This is a genomic window from Roseobacter sp. SK209-2-6 (assembly GCF_000169455.1).
GTDB lineage: Bacteria > Pseudomonadota > Alphaproteobacteria > Rhodobacterales > Rhodobacteraceae > Pseudophaeobacter.
Window position 1 is genome coordinate 227,384 of record NZ_AAYC01000005.1, and the last position, 15,205, is coordinate 242,588.

Annotated in this window: 13 protein-coding genes; 10 read left to right on the plus strand and 3 right to left on the minus strand. The window is 60.5% G+C overall.

Annotated features, from left to right (window positions below):
• The first annotated feature begins 44 nt into the window (after positions 1 to 44).
• The 10 genes from RSK20926_RS10140 (at position 45) to RSK20926_RS10185 (ending at position 11,600) form a co-directional block, all read left to right on the plus strand.
• Positions 45 to 1,073, plus strand: coding sequence for an SIS domain-containing protein (locus tag RSK20926_RS10140; RefSeq protein ID WP_008206415.1), 1,029 nt, complete (start codon positions 45 to 47; stop codon positions 1,071 to 1,073).
• The gene (gene nagA, locus RSK20926_RS10145) at positions 1,070 to 2,248 is read left to right on the plus strand and encodes an N-acetylglucosamine-6-phosphate deacetylase (RefSeq protein WP_008206416.1); all 1,179 of its coding nucleotides are present in this window, start codon (positions 1,070 to 1,072) and stop codon (positions 2,246 to 2,248) included. Before RSK20926_RS10140 ends, nagA begins: the two co-directional genes overlap by 4 nt.
• 310 nt (positions 2,249 to 2,558) lie before the next feature.
• Positions 2,559 to 2,984 (plus strand): DUF2946 family protein, encoded by a 426-nt coding sequence (locus RSK20926_RS23400; protein ID WP_008206418.1) that lies wholly within the window; start codon positions 2,559 to 2,561, stop codon positions 2,982 to 2,984.
• Positions 2,975 to 5,167, plus strand: coding sequence for a NosR/NirI family protein (locus RSK20926_RS10155; RefSeq protein WP_008206419.1), 2,193 nt, complete (start codon positions 2,975 to 2,977; stop codon positions 5,165 to 5,167). Before RSK20926_RS23400 ends, RSK20926_RS10155 begins: the two co-directional genes overlap by 10 nt.
• 11 nt (positions 5,168 to 5,178) lie before the next feature.
• Entirely contained in the window at positions 5,179 to 7,092 is a 1,914-nt protein-coding gene (gene nosZ / locus RSK20926_RS10160; RefSeq protein WP_008206422.1) for a TAT-dependent nitrous-oxide reductase, read from the plus strand.
• A gap of 139 nt (positions 7,093 to 7,231) precedes the next feature.
• Positions 7,232 to 8,458, plus strand: coding sequence for a nitrous oxide reductase family maturation protein NosD (locus RSK20926_RS10165; protein ID WP_083805770.1), 1,227 nt, complete (start codon positions 7,232 to 7,234; stop codon positions 8,456 to 8,458).
• A complete protein-coding gene (locus RSK20926_RS10170; protein ID WP_008206426.1) occupies positions 8,451 to 9,359 on the plus strand; it encodes an ABC transporter ATP-binding protein in 909 nt (302 codons plus the stop codon). Before RSK20926_RS10165 ends, RSK20926_RS10170 begins: the two co-directional genes overlap by 8 nt.
• Positions 9,356 to 10,177 carry an ABC transporter permease gene (locus RSK20926_RS10175; protein WP_037254601.1) on the plus strand — a complete coding sequence of 274 codons (822 nt, stop codon included), beginning with the start codon at positions 9,356 to 9,358 and terminating at the stop codon, positions 10,175 to 10,177. The genes RSK20926_RS10170 and RSK20926_RS10175 overlap by 4 nt, the downstream gene beginning before the upstream one ends.
• Complete coding sequence (locus RSK20926_RS10180) at positions 10,174 to 10,707, plus strand: nitrous oxide reductase accessory protein NosL (RefSeq protein ID WP_008206430.1); 534 nt, start codon at positions 10,174 to 10,176, stop codon at positions 10,705 to 10,707. Before RSK20926_RS10175 ends, RSK20926_RS10180 begins: the two co-directional genes overlap by 4 nt.
• Positions 10,704 to 11,600, plus strand: coding sequence for an FAD:protein FMN transferase (locus RSK20926_RS10185; RefSeq protein WP_008206431.1), 897 nt, complete (start codon positions 10,704 to 10,706; stop codon positions 11,598 to 11,600). Before RSK20926_RS10180 ends, RSK20926_RS10185 begins: the two co-directional genes overlap by 4 nt.
• Before the next feature lie 104 nt (positions 11,601 to 11,704).
• On the opposite strand, the gene RSK20926_RS10190 is transcribed toward RSK20926_RS10185, so the two are convergent.
• Genes RSK20926_RS10190 through RSK20926_RS10200 form a run of 3 tightly spaced genes read right to left on the minus strand, consistent with a single transcriptional unit; the run spans position 11,705 to position 15,101 of the window.
• The gene (locus RSK20926_RS10190; RefSeq protein WP_008206432.1) at positions 11,705 to 12,712 is read right to left on the minus strand and encodes an Ldh family oxidoreductase; all 1,008 of its coding nucleotides are present in this window, start codon (positions 12,710 to 12,712) and stop codon (positions 11,705 to 11,707) included.
• A 52-nt stretch (positions 12,713 to 12,764) separates the two neighbouring features.
• Entirely contained in the window at positions 12,765 to 13,412 is a 648-nt protein-coding gene (locus RSK20926_RS10195) for a DUF3726 domain-containing protein (RefSeq protein WP_008206434.1), read from the minus strand.
• Between the two features lie 3 nt (positions 13,413 to 13,415).
• Positions 13,416 to 15,101, minus strand: a complete 1,686-nt coding sequence (locus RSK20926_RS10200) for a hypothetical protein (protein WP_008206435.1) — start codon at positions 15,099 to 15,101, stop codon at positions 13,416 to 13,418.
• Positions 15,102 to 15,205 lie beyond the last annotated feature (104 nt).

Below are 15,205 nucleotides of genomic sequence, written 5' to 3' on the forward strand. Positions count from 1 at the left end.
GATATCAACACAGATTGATCCCGGCCCGTCAAAGGTTACAAAACATGCTGATTGCTGCCACGCAAATGCGACGAGAGATTGAGGAAATTCCTCTGGCTGTAGAACGCCTTTTGAGTTCTGGGCAAATGACCATAGAAGACGCAGCTTCCGCGATCAGACAACAAGAGCCACAGCTGCTGCTGTCCGCTGCGCGCGGCTCTTCCGACCATGCCTGCAGTTACCTCAAATATGTCAGCGAAATCCTCCTGGGTTTGCCTATGGCCTCGGTCGGACCATCCGTGGCTTCAATTTACAACAGCCGCCTTATGCAAATGAACGCCTTGGCGATTTCGGTTTCGCAATCGGGGCAAAGCCCGGACATCCTGCACCTGACACAGTCGTTCCGTCGTGCGGGTAGTTTCACCGTTGCAATCACCAATGATGCCTCCTCCCCCTTGGCCCGAGCCGCGCATCGGACGCTCGACATCGACGCAGGACCCGAACTCAGCGTTGCGGCCACAAAAACCTTCGTCACCTCTTTGGTCGCAGGTCTGTGGTTGCTGGCAGAGCTGAAACAGGATCAACAGGTGCTGGCCGCTCTGCGACATTTACCAAGCCAGCTGGAAGCTGCGACGAGATGTGACTGGTCCGAGGCCGTCGATGCCCTTACCGGGGGCTCCCTGTTCACCTTGGGGCGCGGGCCGACCTTTGCCATCTCCAACGAAGCGGCGCTCAAGTTCAAGGAAACCTGCCAGATCCACGCGGAGAGCTATTCCAGCGCCGAAGTGTTGCATGGGCCGGTCTCTATCGTTGATCAGCATTTCCCGATCATTGCCTTTGCCGCGGCAGATGCCGCAGAGCAAACGATCTGCGAAGTGGCTGATCAACTGGCGCAAAAAGGCGCGCAGGTCTTTACCACCAGCAGCCATGTTACCAGCGCTAAAACCCTGCCCCATCAACGTACAGGGCATTGGCTCACAGATCCGATCGCCATCATTGTCTCTTTTTACGCAATGGTGGAACAGGTTGCTGTACAGGCCGGAGTGAACCCAGACGCCCCTCGGCACCTGAAGAAAGTCACGGAGACCCTATGAATACGCCTGTGCATTTCTATTCCGGTGGCCCGATCTTTGATGGAAGCAAACTCCACCACAACTGCCTCGCACGGTTTGAGGCGGGCCGCCTGGTCGAGATCTTCGACGGCGTATCGCCACCGGCAGGTGCGCGCTGCACAGATCTAGCCGGTGATATTCTCAGCCCGGGCTTCCTGGACCTGCAGGTCAACGGTGGCGATGGCATCATGCTGAATGAAGCCATCAACCCAGAAGGCCTGCGCCGAATAGCGGCCGCACACCGGCGCCTTGGCAGCGTCCAGATCCTGCCGACACTTATCACCGATACCGCCGCAAAAACACGCGCAACCATTGAAGCCACAAAACAGGCTATAGCAGAAGGCGTGCCTGGAATCGCAGGCTTGCACCTGGAAGGTCCGCACCTCTCGATCAGCCGCAAGGGTGCCCATGACGCCGATCTGATAAGGCCCATGACAGAGGAAGACCTCGACTATCTGGTTGATGCCGCAGAGAGCCTACCGGCTCTCCTCCTGACCATCGCGCCAGAAAATGTTTCGGTGCAACAGGTCTCTACTCTTGCACGCGCAGGGGCGATCATCTCGCTCGGCCATTCCGACGCCGACTATGAAACCGCCATCGCCTATGCAGAAGCCGGTGCAAGTGCCGTAACGCACCTTTTCAATGCAATGAGTCAGCTTGGAAATCGAATGCCTGGCATTGTGGGCGCCGCTCTGGAATGCACCAAGCTGAACGCCGGGCTGATCGCTGACGGCATTCATGTTCACCCATCGACCATGCGCGCCGCTTGGACGGCCAAAACAAGCGCTAATCAAGATGGCAGCACACAGGTGTTGCCCCGTGCCAGTGAGATCTTTCTGGTGAGCGACGCCATGGCGCCAGCAGGCTCGGATATTCAGAGTTTTGAACTCGAGGGGCGCAGGATCTCTCGTGAAAACGGCCGCCTTACTCTGGAGGACGGCACATTGGCTGGGGCGGATCTGGATCTGACAACCGCAATTCGTGTCCTGACGCAGCAATGCGATGTCCCGCTCAAGGACGCCCTGGCGGCGGCCATTGCGACGCCGCGCAGAGTTATTGGAGCGTGGGGGGGCGGTGAATCCGCACTTGGGCTGGCGGAAAGCCAATTTATCAAGATCAAGGCAGATCTCTCCTCAGCACATCCGGTGGTGGAATAGAAAGCCCGCAACCTGACCAGAGGTTTTGCGATTTATCTGCAGCCCGAACCGTTCTTGCATCCCAAGCGAACAACCCAAAGGCGCAGGAAATTTAACCAATACCGCCAAAGAGTTAGACTACACCTCCCGTCGAAAGTTCTAATATCGCACCAAAAACTCACCTATGACTTTGTTTCATCTCGGAAAAACCAGTTTTTCTTTGATCTAGAACAAGTCGCGACATGCCCCTGGAGCATAGGTTCGGGTCGAAACAAAACCGAATCTTGCTCTGATGTCCTCAAACCTGCAACACACACTTACTGGCAGAAAAATGCTGTCCCGCCTACTGGCGGCGCTGGCCTGCCTCATGGTAGTTTTGCAGCTTGCTCTGCCCAGTCTCGGGCAGGCTAGTGATCAGGGAACATGGGTGGAGATTTGCAGCGACCTTGGTCCTGTTGAGGTTGAAATTAGCAGCGGGGAAACCCGCACCCCTTCTGACGATTGCCCGGATTGTGACATTTGCCTGCTTTGTGCAGCTGAAAACGGCCAGGCCCGGCCTCTGACCCTTTCACAGACCTACGGCCCTGTTCCGCAGCACAGTGCACATTCCCTCAAGCAGGGGATTGTTCTCTTGAACCCGGCGCAATTCTGGCATGACGGCCGCGGCCCTCCCCGAATTCAAAAAACTCCTATGGAGCGCGCATCTGATGCCTCCATGGCAACCACCTTACAAGAAGGAGGGGCGCCATGGATCTGATGCGCACCCTTTGCGGCTGGATTACAGCCCTTTTGATTTCTCTAGCGGCAGCAAGTGCCCCTGGACCGGCGCAGGCAGATAGCCTGGCCTCATTTCTCTCCGAACTTACTCCCAGTGATCTCTTCCCCGGAGCCGAGAGTTTTGGCCCGGTGCGTAGCGACGTGCCTGTTTCACCAGTCATCAAGGACGGTGAAACAGTAGCCTATGCCTTTCTGACCTCGGATTTTGTTGGCACCACCGGATACTCAGGCAAGCCGATCCATGTTGTTGCTGCCATCGACATGGACGCGGTTCTAACTGGTGTGAAACTGGTCAAACACTCCGAGCCTATCGTTCTGATCGGGATCCCCAATTCCAAAATGGTGGCTCTGACCGAAGGCTACGCCGGCCTTGATCTGAAGGCTGAGGCCGCCACCGGCGGCGAGGCTCATGATCTGGACATCATTTCCGGCGCCACCGTAACAATCATGATCATCGACGACAGCCTTGTGCGTGGCGGTATCAAGGTGGCCCGCGCGCTTGGCCTGGGCGGCCTCTCCCCGAATGTGGCGGATGGCCCCAAGCGCGAAGTCGATATGACTCAACGCGAAGTCTTTGACTGGCATACCATGGCAGGCGACGGCTCCACCCGCCGCATGACTCTCGACATCGGCCAGATCAACGCTGCCTTTGCGGATACCGGTGATCAGCGCGCGATCAAGCGCCCAGAACCCGGTGCGCCGGATGGCACCTATATCGACATGCATCTGGCCCTGGTTTCGGTGCCTTCCATAGGCCTCAGCCTGCTGGGCGAAGCGGAATACAAGAACCTGACCGAGTGGCTGGAAGAGGGCGAAGAGGCCATCCTTCTCCTGGGACGCGGTGCCTATAGTTTCAAAGGCTCTGGCTATGTGCGCGGCGGCATCTTTGACCGTATTCAGCTGATCCAGGGCGACAATTCGGTGCGCTTCTTTGACAAGCAGCAGCGCCGCCTGGGCGAGCTGGCCACCGATGACAGCCCCAGCTTCACCGAGCTGGATATCTTCAAGATCCCGGCGAATTCCGAATTCGACCCGACCGAACCCTTCCGCATCCAGCTGCTGGCGCAGCGGGTGGTTGGCGCCATCGACAAGACTTTCCTGACCTTTGATCTGGGCTACAAGCTGCCGGAGCAATACATGCTGCCAGTCGCTGCCCCAGTCGCGGTGGTCGACAGCGCCAGTGATGAGGCTGCAGCTAAATCGGCCCTGTGGCAGCGGATCTGGCGCGACAAGCAGGTGGAGATCGCCGTGCTCGGCGTCATGCTGCTGGTGCTGACCGCCGTCTTCTTCTTCCAGTTCCAGGCCACCATGAATGCGCGCGCCTTCTATTGGTTCCGCATGGGCTACCTCAGTTTCACCCTGGTGTTCCTGGGCTGGTACGCCAATGCGCAGCTCTCGGTGGTGAACCTGATGGCCCTGACCGCCTCGCTGCGCTCCGGCTTTACCTGGGATGCCTTCCTGATGGATCCACTGGTCTTTATCCAGTGGTTCGCCATCGCAGCAGCTCTGTTGTTCTGGGGGCGTGGCGCCTATTGCGGCTGGCTCTGCCCCTTTGGTGCACTGCAAGAGCTGACCAACAAGCTGGCGCGCGCCCTGAAGGTACCACAATGGACCCTGCCCTGGGGCCTGCATGAGCGCCTCTGGCCACTGAAATACATGATCTTCCTGGGTCTTTTTGGTCTTTCCATCGTCTCGATGCCATTGGCAGAGACCTATGCGGAAATCGAACCCTTCAAGACCGCGATCATTCTGAAATTCGTGCGCGACTGGCCCTTTGTAATCTTCGCACTGCTGCTGCTGTTGGCGGGTCTCTTTGTGGAGCGCTTTTATTGCCGCTACCTCTGCCCGCTGGGTGGCGCGCTGGCGATCCCCGCGCGGATCCGCATGTTTGATTGGCTGAAACGCTACAAGGAATGCGGCAGCCCCTGTCAGACCTGCTCTAACGAATGCCCTGTCCAGGCCATTCATCCGACTGGTGAAATCAACCCCAACGAATGCGTCAACTGTCTGCATTGTCAGGTGCTCTACCAGTCCGACACCAAATGCCCGGTGGTGATCAAACAGATCAAGCGCCGTGCCAAGACCGGCACTCCCGGTCCTGACCTCAAAATTGGCCGCCCGCCGGCCAATCACCCCAACGCGAACAAGACACCTGTTTCCTGAAGGAGGACATCATGTCTGAAGACACCAAATCCAACCTGAGCGTGACCCGCCGCGGCCTCTTGGGCGCAACCGCAACCGGTGCAGCCCTGGCCGCCACCGGCGTTGGCAGTGCGATGATGGGCGCAGGCCCAGCCAAGGCCGCTGGCGCCAAATCAGCTCTGGCACCGGGCGAACTGGATGAATACTACGGCTTCTGGTCCTCGGGCCAGACCGGTGAGCTGCGCATCATGGGCGTGCCTTCCATGCGTGAGCTGATGCGGGTGCCGGTTTTCAACCGCTGCTCTGCCACCGGCTGGGGCCAGACCAATGAGTCACTGAAGGTCCTGACCGAAGGCCTGCTGCCGGAAACCAAGGAATTCCTCGCCGCAAACGGTAAGGTCACCTATGACAACGGCGACCTGCACCACCCGCATATGTCTTTCACCGACGGCAGCTATGACGGCCGTTATCTGTTCATGAACGACAAGGCCAATACCCGCGTCGCCCGGGTGCGCTGCGACGTGATGAAATGCGACAAGATCATCGAGATCCCCAACGCTCATGACATTCACGGGTTGCGCCCACAGAAATACCCTCGCACCGGCTATGTCTTTGCCAATGGCGAGCACGAAGCACCGCTGGTCAACGATGGCTCGATCCTCGACAAGCCCGAAGAATATGTGAACATCTTCACCGCCATCGACGGCGACAGCATGGAAGTAGCCTGGCAGGTCATTGTTTCGGGCAACCTCGACAACACCGATTGCGACTACCAGGGCAACTACGCCTTCTCGACCTCCTACAACTCGGAAATGGGTATGAACCTGGCCGAGATGACCGAGAGCGAGCTGGACCATGTTGTTGTCTTCAACATCAAGGCCATCGAAGCTGCCATCGAGGCAGGCGAGTATCAGGAGCTGAAAGGCGTCAAGGTTGTTGACGGCCGCAAGGGCGCGCCCGGCAAGCTGACCCGCTATGTCCCGATCCCGAACTCGCCTCACGGTGTGAACGCGGCTCCGGACAAGAAACACATCATGATCGCGGGCAAGCTCTCGCCCACCGTTTCGGTCATCGACGTGGAGAAACTGGCGCCGGTCTTTGATCAGGACGCCGATCCGCGCTCGGCCATCGTGGCAGAGCCGCAGCTTGGTCTTGGTCCGCTCCACACCGCCTTTGACAACCGTGGCCACGCCTATACCACCCTGTTCCTCGACAGCCAGGTGGTGAAGTGGGACATCGCCAAGGCAATCCAGGCCTATGCCGGTGCCGACGTCGATCCGATCCTCGACAAAGTGGACGTGCAGTACCAGCCGGGCCACAACTCCACCTCCATGGGAGAGACCGCTGAGGCGGATGGCAAGTGGCTGATTTCGATGAATAAGTTCTCGAAGGACCGCTTCCTCAACGTTGGTCCGTTGAAGCCTGAAAACGAGCAGCTGATTGATATCTCCGGCGACAAGATGAAGGTGGTCCACGATGGCCCGACCTTTGCCGAACCGCATGACTCGATCATCGTGCACCGTTCCAAGGTGAACCCGGTGGATGTCTGGGAGCGCAACGACCCAACCTGGGCCGATGCCCGCGCCCAGGCCGAGGCCGACGGCGTGGATCTTGACGACTATCAGGACAGCATCATCCGGGACGGCAACAAGGTTCGCGTCTATATGTCGAGCCAGGCGCCGAACTTCAGCCTCGAGAGCTTCACCGTAAAGCAGGGCGATGAGGTCACCGTGATCGTCACCAACCTGGATGACATCGACGACCTGACCCACGGCTTCTGCATGGCCAACTTTGGCGTCGCCATGGAGATCGGCCCGATGGCCACCGCCTCCGTCACCTTTGTGGCAGAGCGTCCCGGCGTGCATTGGTACTACTGCCAGTGGTTCTGCCACGCGCTGCACATGGAGATGCGCGGCCGCATGTTCGTCGAGCCCCGGGGCGCCTAAGATGCGCTGGCTCCACCCCCAATCCGATCCGGACACGACTGGGCGGCGCCCAGTCCGGGCGGGTGCGAAAGCGCCCGCCTTGGGGGCGGGGCGGGCGCTGCCCAGCCTGCTGCTGGGCCTGACACTAGGCCTGTTTCAGATGGTCCCCGCCTCCTGGGCTGCCGAATGGCAGGTCCCCAATGAGGCGGGCGCCATTGCACATGTTCTCGCTCAGGCGGCGGACGGGGATACCCTCCGTCTGGCGCCTGGTATTTACAATGAACGCATTACACTTGACCGGCCCATCACATTGGATGGTCAGGGCCATGCGACGCTGCAGGGCGATGGCCAGGGCAGCGTGGTCACAGTCACAGGTCCCGGCATTACCGTCCAGGGGCTGACCGTGAAGGGCTCCGGCTCTGATCACGGCACGATTGATAGCGGTATTCAGCTGACAAAAACAGCCCGCGCGCCAGTGATCCGCGACAACACCGTCCTGGGCAATCTCTACGGCATCGACATCCATGGCGCCCGTGACGCATTGGTGACCGGCAATACCATCGAAGGCCGCCAGGACCGTCTGATGAACATGCGCGGCAATGGGGTCTATGTCTGGAACGCCCCCGGCGCCACCGTTGAAGGCAATGACATCCGCTGGGGCCGCGACGGGATCTTTGTGAACTCCTCCAAGCGCAACACCTTCCGCGGCAACCTCTTCCGCGACCTGCGCTTTGCGGTCCACTACATGTATGCCGACAACTCCGAGGTCTCGGATAATGTCTCAATCGGCAACCACCTGGGCTATGCGGTGATGTTCTCCACCCGGGTCAAGGTGATGAACAATGTCTCCCTCAATGACCGAGATCATGGCGTGATGCTGAACTACACCAATAAGGGTGTTATCAGCGGCAACTATGTAAAAAGCGCCAAGGACAAATGCACATTCCTCTACAATTCCCACAAGAACGATTTCTCCGGAAACTGGTTCCAGGGCTGCGGCATTGGCATCCATTTCACCGCCGGAAGCGAGGGTAACCGGATGGTAGGTAATGCCTTTGTCGGCAACCGGCACCAGGTGAAATACGTCTCCACCCAGTGGGTGGAATGGTCCGAAGAAGGGCGCGGCAACTACTGGTCTGACTTTGCAGGCTTTGATGTCGACGGCAATGGCATTGCGGATGCGCCCTACCGGCCCAATGACAGCATGGACCATGTGCTCTGGACCCAGCCTGCCGCCAAGCTCCTGATGGGGTCGCCTGCCGTGCAGCTGGTACGCTGGTCGCAGTCCGCCTTCCCCGCGCTGCTGCCCGGCGGTGTTATTGACAGCAATCCCCTGATGCGCCCGGAACTACCGGAAGCCGCAAACAGGGTAGAACAGGATGGATAAAATGCGCGATGAGCCAATCCTGAAGATTTCAAGCCTCGATAAGTTCCGGGGCAAAACTCAGGTACTGCATGGCATTGACCTAGAGCTTTATGCCGGCGAGCGGCTGGCGTTGCTGGGCCACAATGGGGCCGGCAAATCCACGCTGATCAAATCCGTCCTGGGCCTTATTAATGCTGAAGGCGGCACTATCTCAATCTGCGGGGCTCGGCCCGGCACAGGAGCCGCCCGTGTGGCCACAGCCTTTCTGCCAGAGGCCGTGAGTTTCCATCCGGCGTTGACTGGATTTGAACAGCTTAAGACTTTTGCGCGTCTTTCCGGCGAGAAACCCGATATCGCCGCCCTGCTGCAGCGGGTAGGCTTGGGTGAGGCCATGCACCGCCGCATCGGCGCCTATTCCAAGGGCATGCGCCAGCGCCTAGGCCTGGCGCAGGTTCTGCTGGGACGGCCCAAACTGGCGCTGCTGGATGAACCCACCAGCGGCCTGGACCCGATCTCACGCCAAGACCTCTATGCTATCATTGATGAACTGGCCGCCCAGGGCACCGCAGTGCTGATCGCCAGCCATGCCCTGACGGAGGTCGAGGCCCGCACTGACCGCATCGCCATCATGCGCAAGGGGAGCAAAGTAGCCGATGACACGCTGGCGGGCCTCTCGGCCCAGGCGGGCCTGCCCGTGAAACTGCGCCTGCGCGCCAGCGGGGATCAGGCAGATCGTATCGCGCTAGAAACCGGCGGGCGCCGCATCAACGGCGCTTCGGTCGAGATCCTCTGCACCCCGCAGGACAAGATGGCAGAGCTGCGCCGCATCGCCGCCTTGGGGGATGCCGTTGTGGATATCGACATGGTGCCACCACGGTTGGATGACCTCTATCGCCACTACTCCAACGAGGAGCTGAACTGATGCGTTTCCTCGCCATCACCCGCGCAGAACTGACCATCCTCAGACGTAATCTCTGGATCTTTATGGCCACATTGATCATGCTGGCCTTTGCCTTGGCGCTGTCCTTTGCGGGCTCTGCCCCAACCGGGACCCTGGGCGTCGATATGCTGACCATTTCAGTTGCTTCGATGACCACGCTCTCAGTCTATCTGGCGCCGCTTCTGGCGCTTATGATGGGCTTTGATGCCATCGCAGGCGACAGGGACCGCGGCAGTCTCGCGCTGCTGCTCACCTATCCGGCGGGGCGCGGAGAGCTGCTGGCGGGCAAATTCCTGGCCCATCTCGCAGCGCTGACGATTGCCATGGTCATTGGCTTTGGCGCGGCCGGAGCAATTGCGGCTTGGTTTGGCGGGGCTGGAGCCGAGAGCCTCCTGGCGCTCGCACGGCTGGTACTGACCTCAATCCTGCTGGGTGCAGTTTTTCTAGTTCTAGGCTATGCGATTTCGGCCCTGGCCAATAGCACCACTGCTGCCGCCGGACTCTCTGCAGGGCTCTGGCTGGTCTTTGTGGTGCTTTTTGATCTGGCGCTGCTTGGTGCCGTGGTCATGGATGGCGACGGTGTCTTTACGCAAAGCATCTTTCCCTGGGTCATGGTGGCCAATCCAGCGGATGCCTTCCGTCTGTGGAATATCGCCGCCTCCGAGGGCGTCGCACTCTCCAGCGGCATGGCCGGTGCCGCCGCCGCGCTGCCCACCTGGGCCGCCCCACTCTCCTTGCTGGCCTGGCCGATCCTCGGCTTTCTTTTGGCCCGCGCCGCATTTCAAAAGGTGGAACCATGAGACTTTCGCCCCTCGCCCCCCTGCTGGCTGCAGCCACCCTGGCGCTTACCGCCTGTCAGGAAGAAGAGGCCAAGGCGCCCCCAGCCCCGGTTGAACTGACGCAGACGGCGCTGAGCTATTTTTGCCAAATGAACATCGCAGAACATGGCGGACCCAAGGGCCAGATCCATCTGGAGGGCTATCCCGCACCGCTGTTCTTTGCCCAGGTGCGCGACATGGTGGCCTATCTCAAAGGGCCCGAACGGGATGCGGATATCACTGCGGTCTATGTCAGCGATATGGGCGTGGCAGCCAGTTGGGCCGAACCCGGCGCCGACAACTGGATCAATGTGAGTGACGCCGTGTTTGTCATCGACAGCAATGTGGCAGGCGGCATGGGTGCGCCAGAGCTGGTGCCCTTTGCAACAGCAGAAGCCGCCCAGGCCTTTGTTGACCGTTATGGCGGCTACACCGGAACACTGGAAGAGATCCCTGCCGAGGTCGCTCTTGGCCCGATTGACCTCGACCTGAAATTGGAGACCCCCTCATGAGCCCCTCACAAAGCCGTCGGCGCTTTCTGTGCCTCTCCGCTTCGCTGATGGTTGCTGGTCCCGCACTTGCAGCCAACTCACCGGTTGCCCATTGGCAAGGCCACGCCTTGGGGGCCACGGCCCAGATGACCCTCGCCGGGCTTGACCCGCAAGAGGCAGCGCCGGTTTTTGCCCGCGTCGAAAAGGAGCTCTCCCGCCTCGAAGCCATCTTCAGTATCTACCGGCCCGATAGCGAAGTGGCGCGTCTGAACGCAACCGGTCGGATAGCCCTCCCCTCACCCGAGTTACTGGACATTCTTTCACTCTCTGCCAGCCTACATCGGGCCAGCAAGGGCGCCTTTGATCCAACTGTTCAGCCACTCTGGCAAGCACGGGCGCTGGGAAAAAGCGAAGCTGGTCTGAACAGAGGTTTTCAGCATCTGCGCTATGATCCCTCGGCCGTATCTTTTGCACGACCAGACATGGGCTTGACCCTGAACGGGATTGCACAGGGCTATATCACCGACCGAATTGCAGCACTTCTGCGCAGCGAAAGTCTGACAGATATCCTGGTCGACATGGGGGAGATCAGTGCCTCGGGTCTCAGCCCGGACGGCAATGGCTGGCGTGCGGGGATCACCTCCCCGGCCGGAGACATCCTGCAGCGTGTGACGCTTCAGGATCGGGCGCTTGCGACCTCCGCCGGGAGCGGCACCCAGTTGAGCGATGGCAGCAGCCATATCCTGGACCCAAGGTCCGGTGAAGCTGCCCATCTTAAGCGCCTTGTTTCGGTCAGCGCCCCCTCTGCGGCCTTGGCAGACGGTTTTTCTACAGCACTTTGCCTTCTCAGTCAGGAGGACGCATCAGAGCTGATACGCCACTTCCCCGGCACGCGACTAGAGCATTTTGCGTAACCCTAGACAGTCAAACGCAAATGGCCCCGCTGCAAACTGCAACGGGGCCTTTTTTTGTTTTGGGGGCTCTCTCGCGACCTTGCGTGAAAGCTATCACAAAACGATCAGAGCAGCGCGCGGATTTTCTCCAGTGTCGCGGAGTTGACCGCAACGCCTTCGCTTGCTGCACGTACCCGTGCTTTGGCCCGGCCATCACCGGGCAAGCGGCCGCCATCCTGCTCACGGATCGAAGCTACCAGGGCCGTCATACGATCTGCAAAGGCACCGCCGGAGGTCGCGGCGGGGTCAATCGCAATGAAGAACTGGCCGGTCTTGGGCGGGCCGCCAACAGGGCCGGAGAAGGGGCTGGCAACAGTCCCCAGGGTGGCACCGGTCATAGCGGCGGCCATCATCTCAACCATCAGGGCAATGCCGACACCTTTGTAGCCGCCCGAAGGCACCATGGAGCCCTTGAGGCCCGCATCGGGATCCGTTGTTGGCTTGCCCTCCGCATCCAGCACCCAGCCTTCCGGCACCGGCTTTCCCTCGCGGGAGTGTTTCATCACTTCGCTCTTGGCAATGGTGCTGGCGGATTGGTCGATCAGCACCCGCGCTTCACCATCCTCACCGGGGGCCGCGATGGAAAACGGGTTGGTGCCAACAACTGGCTTTGCGCCGCCAGAGGGCGCAATGGAGGCCGGCGCATTGGTGAAGCCGATCCCCATAAGACCCGCCTGTGCCAGACGCTGGGTATGCACGCCCAGGACGCCGCAATTGTAGGAGTTGTTGACCGCAAGTGCGGCAATGCCCTGTTCGCGGGCCAGCGGGATCAGCGCCTCAAAGCCCTTGTCGATGGCGGCGTGGGCAAAGCCAGTAGCGGCATCCACGGCAACGACCGAAGGGCGCGGAGTGCTGAGCTGTGGCACTGCCTTGCCATCGACTTTGCCGCAGTCCACATGGCCTGCATAGATCGGCACATAGGCCAGCCCGTGCGAGGCAACGCCATCGGCCTCTGTCATCGCGGTTGCGACAGCCAGCGGGCGGGCGTTTTCCTCGGAGGTGCCCGCGGCAACCAGCGCCTTGAAGGCCAGATCTTCGATTTCGGAGAGGGTCAGCGTTTCAGTCGCGCTCATCTCAAGGGTCCTTTTCTATTGTACTTGGCCGGGGGACCTGCCCCCGGAAAAATCAATCGTTGTCGCTAAGGCCGGCACCGGCGCCTAAGATGCGCGAGGCTTCGGTTGCGGGCGCATAGGTGCGGTGGGCAAATTCACCTAGTTTTTCCCAGGCCTGGGGATCAACATCAGCGCGCATCACCGGCTCGCTCTGGCCGCTCATCTCGGCGGGGGCAGCACAGGTCAGCGTGCTGGCATGTGAACACAGGATTGCCTCCCGCTCCCCCTGCACACAGAGCCGCTGACCATCTGTGGTCAACCGAGCATCTTCCCAGGTGACGGAAACCGGCACCCCAAGGCGCAGGGCTGCGCCAGCAGCGAAGGGCACCACCAGCAGCGGCAAAGAGACGTTTTCCATCTCGATCACCTGCCCGGCCTCCATGCGCACTGCACAGTCACTCATGGCGGCACCAGCAATCAGAGGGCTCATCCGGCCAGCAGGTGCTGCCCAAGTGCCGCTCAGTACCGCCGGAGAGAAATCCAGCGCCGGCAGGCGATCATTGAGGGTCAGGAGATCAGCTAGCATCTCGGCGCCAGGGAAGCTGAAGGCCGCCAGCCAGCGGGTGCCTTTGGCGGCTTCTTCCGCCAGGCCCCAGGAGAGGCCTGCACCGCGGGCGGCGCGTTTGCTCATGGCTTCGATTTCGTTCAGAGAATGGTTCATCGCTCAGCCCTCCTGCGCATCGGGATAGACCCAGAAATCACCGTCGCGCTCGGCCAGTTCTTCTGGGAAAGGCGCGTTGCCGTACATGCAGATCCGCACCCAGCGATCCGATCGCGGGTCGAAATGCATTGCCCCGAAAAAGGCCAGCTTGCAGCGCAGCATATCGATGGGTAGCACATTTTCAGAGATGGTATTGTCGCGGATCTCGGCATAGGGCGCACGGTTGGCGATCTGGGCGCGGCGCACCGAATGGCGGTGTTCGGGATGGCGCAAGAGGAACTCCGCCACCGGGGTGTCTTCTGGCCAATGGGCCAGCGCCTGATAGAGCGCGGTTGCATCGCGGCCCGGCGCCAGGGGCTGTTCGTATTCCTCGATCGGCTCCTCAAAGCGTTCGCCCAGGCGCGGTTCCAGCTTCTCTTCAGAAACATACCAGGCACGCGCTTTGTTGGCGGGTTGGGTCCAGTCGGTCTGCAGCGCCCAGCCGTAGACCTCCTGCAAAACCTCACGCAATCGCGCCACCGTCATAGCACCCGCGATGCGGAAGGTGGCGGTATTGTCTGCCGCCATCTCATCCTCCAAGTCATCAATCAGCGCCCCATAGGGTTCCAGCATCAGCGAGGCCAGCCATTCCTGGCCTTCGACGCTCAGTGCTTCCGAGGCCCAAAGGTAGAGGCTGTTCCAGGGCTGAACCTCGGGCAGGCCTTCGTCTTCCAGCTTGGCCGAAAGCGCCGCTATATCGGCACGCAGCGCGGCGAGTTTTTCCACCTGCACCGGATGCTCAGAATGCCAATGGGCGACGGCCTCACTATTGCGGGCAAAGAGGCTGTGGAACAGCTCTGCTTCCTCAGCGCTGGCCACTTCGACGCTGCGCACCCGTTGCAGGGCGGTTTCACGCGCGGCGACCCAGTTGCTGAACAGCACCGGGTGGTTCAAAAGAAAGGGCGCCATGCCCAGGCCGGTGGAATTGCCGATGCCCATGCTGCGAGCCAGATCGGGATCCAGACGGGCCGCCGTTGCACCTTGGTTGGCGGCGCGGGCATCCGCCATGTGCTGCACCAGATCACGCACAAAGGCGCGGGTCAGAAAGACCGAGAGCATCTCCACCTGGAACGGTACCCGGAATTCGGGCCGGTCCGCGATCATCTCACGGTCTGCAGCCCCCAGCTTGCCGGAGCCGTATACTGCCGTGGTGCGCATCAGGTAGCCGACCGCCTCGATCTGGGCGGCATCGGGCTGCTCACCGGCGGCCAGGGAACTGACCACATGCTCCCAAAGGCGCACGGACCGGTTGGCACGTGAGACCGAAAGCTCGGAGCCAGTCACGCGGCCTGCTTCCTGCACCGGAATATTGTGAGAAAGGCGTTCGATGTCATCGGTGCTAGGGATACCGTCAAACAGGGTGAAGGTCGCATCCCAGGCCTCTGCGATGACCCGATCCGAGCGTTTCTCGGCCGGCAGGTCATGAGCATAAGCGATCAGCGAATAGGCGCGTTCCGGCCCGTGCGCGGTATAGACCGCATGGCCCACGCCGCTCGCATCAATTTCAAAAGCAGTCTGTTCAAAGCGCCAGCCTTCCCGCGCCATGCGGCGGGTCAGGATACGCATAAAGGACAGGCGCGATTGGTGAAAAGAGCCGAGACGCGCGAGGCGCATCACCAAATTGGGGTCGCGGCAGGAGACTTCGGTCATTCTGGTTAGCCTTTGCAATCTGGGTATTCGCGCGTTTCCTGAGCCCGGCAGATCCAGGCTGCGGCTGGGCACCAGATAGCGCCCAGCCGGAGTTTTTAAAGCGG

What these genes read in the sequence shown, in the direction of transcription:
- RSK20926_RS10140 (WP_008206415.1), top strand. Translation starts at nt 45, where the DNA reads ATGCTGATTGCTGCCACGCAAATGCGACGAGAGATTGAGGAAATTCCT.
- nagA (WP_008206416.1), top strand. Translation starts at nt 1,070, where the DNA reads ATGAATACGCCTGTGCATTTCTATTCCGGTGGCCCGATCTTTGATGGA.
- RSK20926_RS23400 (WP_008206418.1), top strand. Translation starts at nt 2,559, where the DNA reads ATGCTGTCCCGCCTACTGGCGGCGCTGGCCTGCCTCATGGTAGTTTTG.
- RSK20926_RS10155 (WP_008206419.1), top strand. Translation starts at nt 2,975, where the DNA reads ATGGATCTGATGCGCACCCTTTGCGGCTGGATTACAGCCCTTTTGATT.
- nosZ (WP_008206422.1), top strand. Translation starts at nt 5,179, where the DNA reads ATGTCTGAAGACACCAAATCCAACCTGAGCGTGACCCGCCGCGGCCTC.
- RSK20926_RS10165 (WP_083805770.1), top strand. Translation starts at nt 7,232, where the DNA reads ATGGTCCCCGCCTCCTGGGCTGCCGAATGGCAGGTCCCCAATGAGGCG.
- RSK20926_RS10170 (WP_008206426.1), top strand. Translation starts at nt 8,451, where the DNA reads ATGGATAAAATGCGCGATGAGCCAATCCTGAAGATTTCAAGCCTCGAT.
- RSK20926_RS10180 (WP_008206430.1), top strand. Translation starts at nt 10,174, where the DNA reads ATGAGACTTTCGCCCCTCGCCCCCCTGCTGGCTGCAGCCACCCTGGCG.
- RSK20926_RS10185 (WP_008206431.1), top strand. Translation starts at nt 10,704, where the DNA reads ATGAGCCCCTCACAAAGCCGTCGGCGCTTTCTGTGCCTCTCCGCTTCG.
- RSK20926_RS10190 (WP_008206432.1), bottom strand. Translation starts at nt 12,712, where the DNA reads ATGAGCGCGACTGAAACGCTGACCCTCTCCGAAATCGAAGATCTGGCC.
- RSK20926_RS10195 (WP_008206434.1), bottom strand. Translation starts at nt 13,412, where the DNA reads ATGAACCATTCTCTGAACGAAATCGAAGCCATGAGCAAACGCGCCGCC.
- RSK20926_RS10200 (WP_008206435.1), bottom strand. Translation starts at nt 15,101, where the DNA reads ATGACCGAAGTCTCCTGCCGCGACCCCAATTTGGTGATGCGCCTCGCG.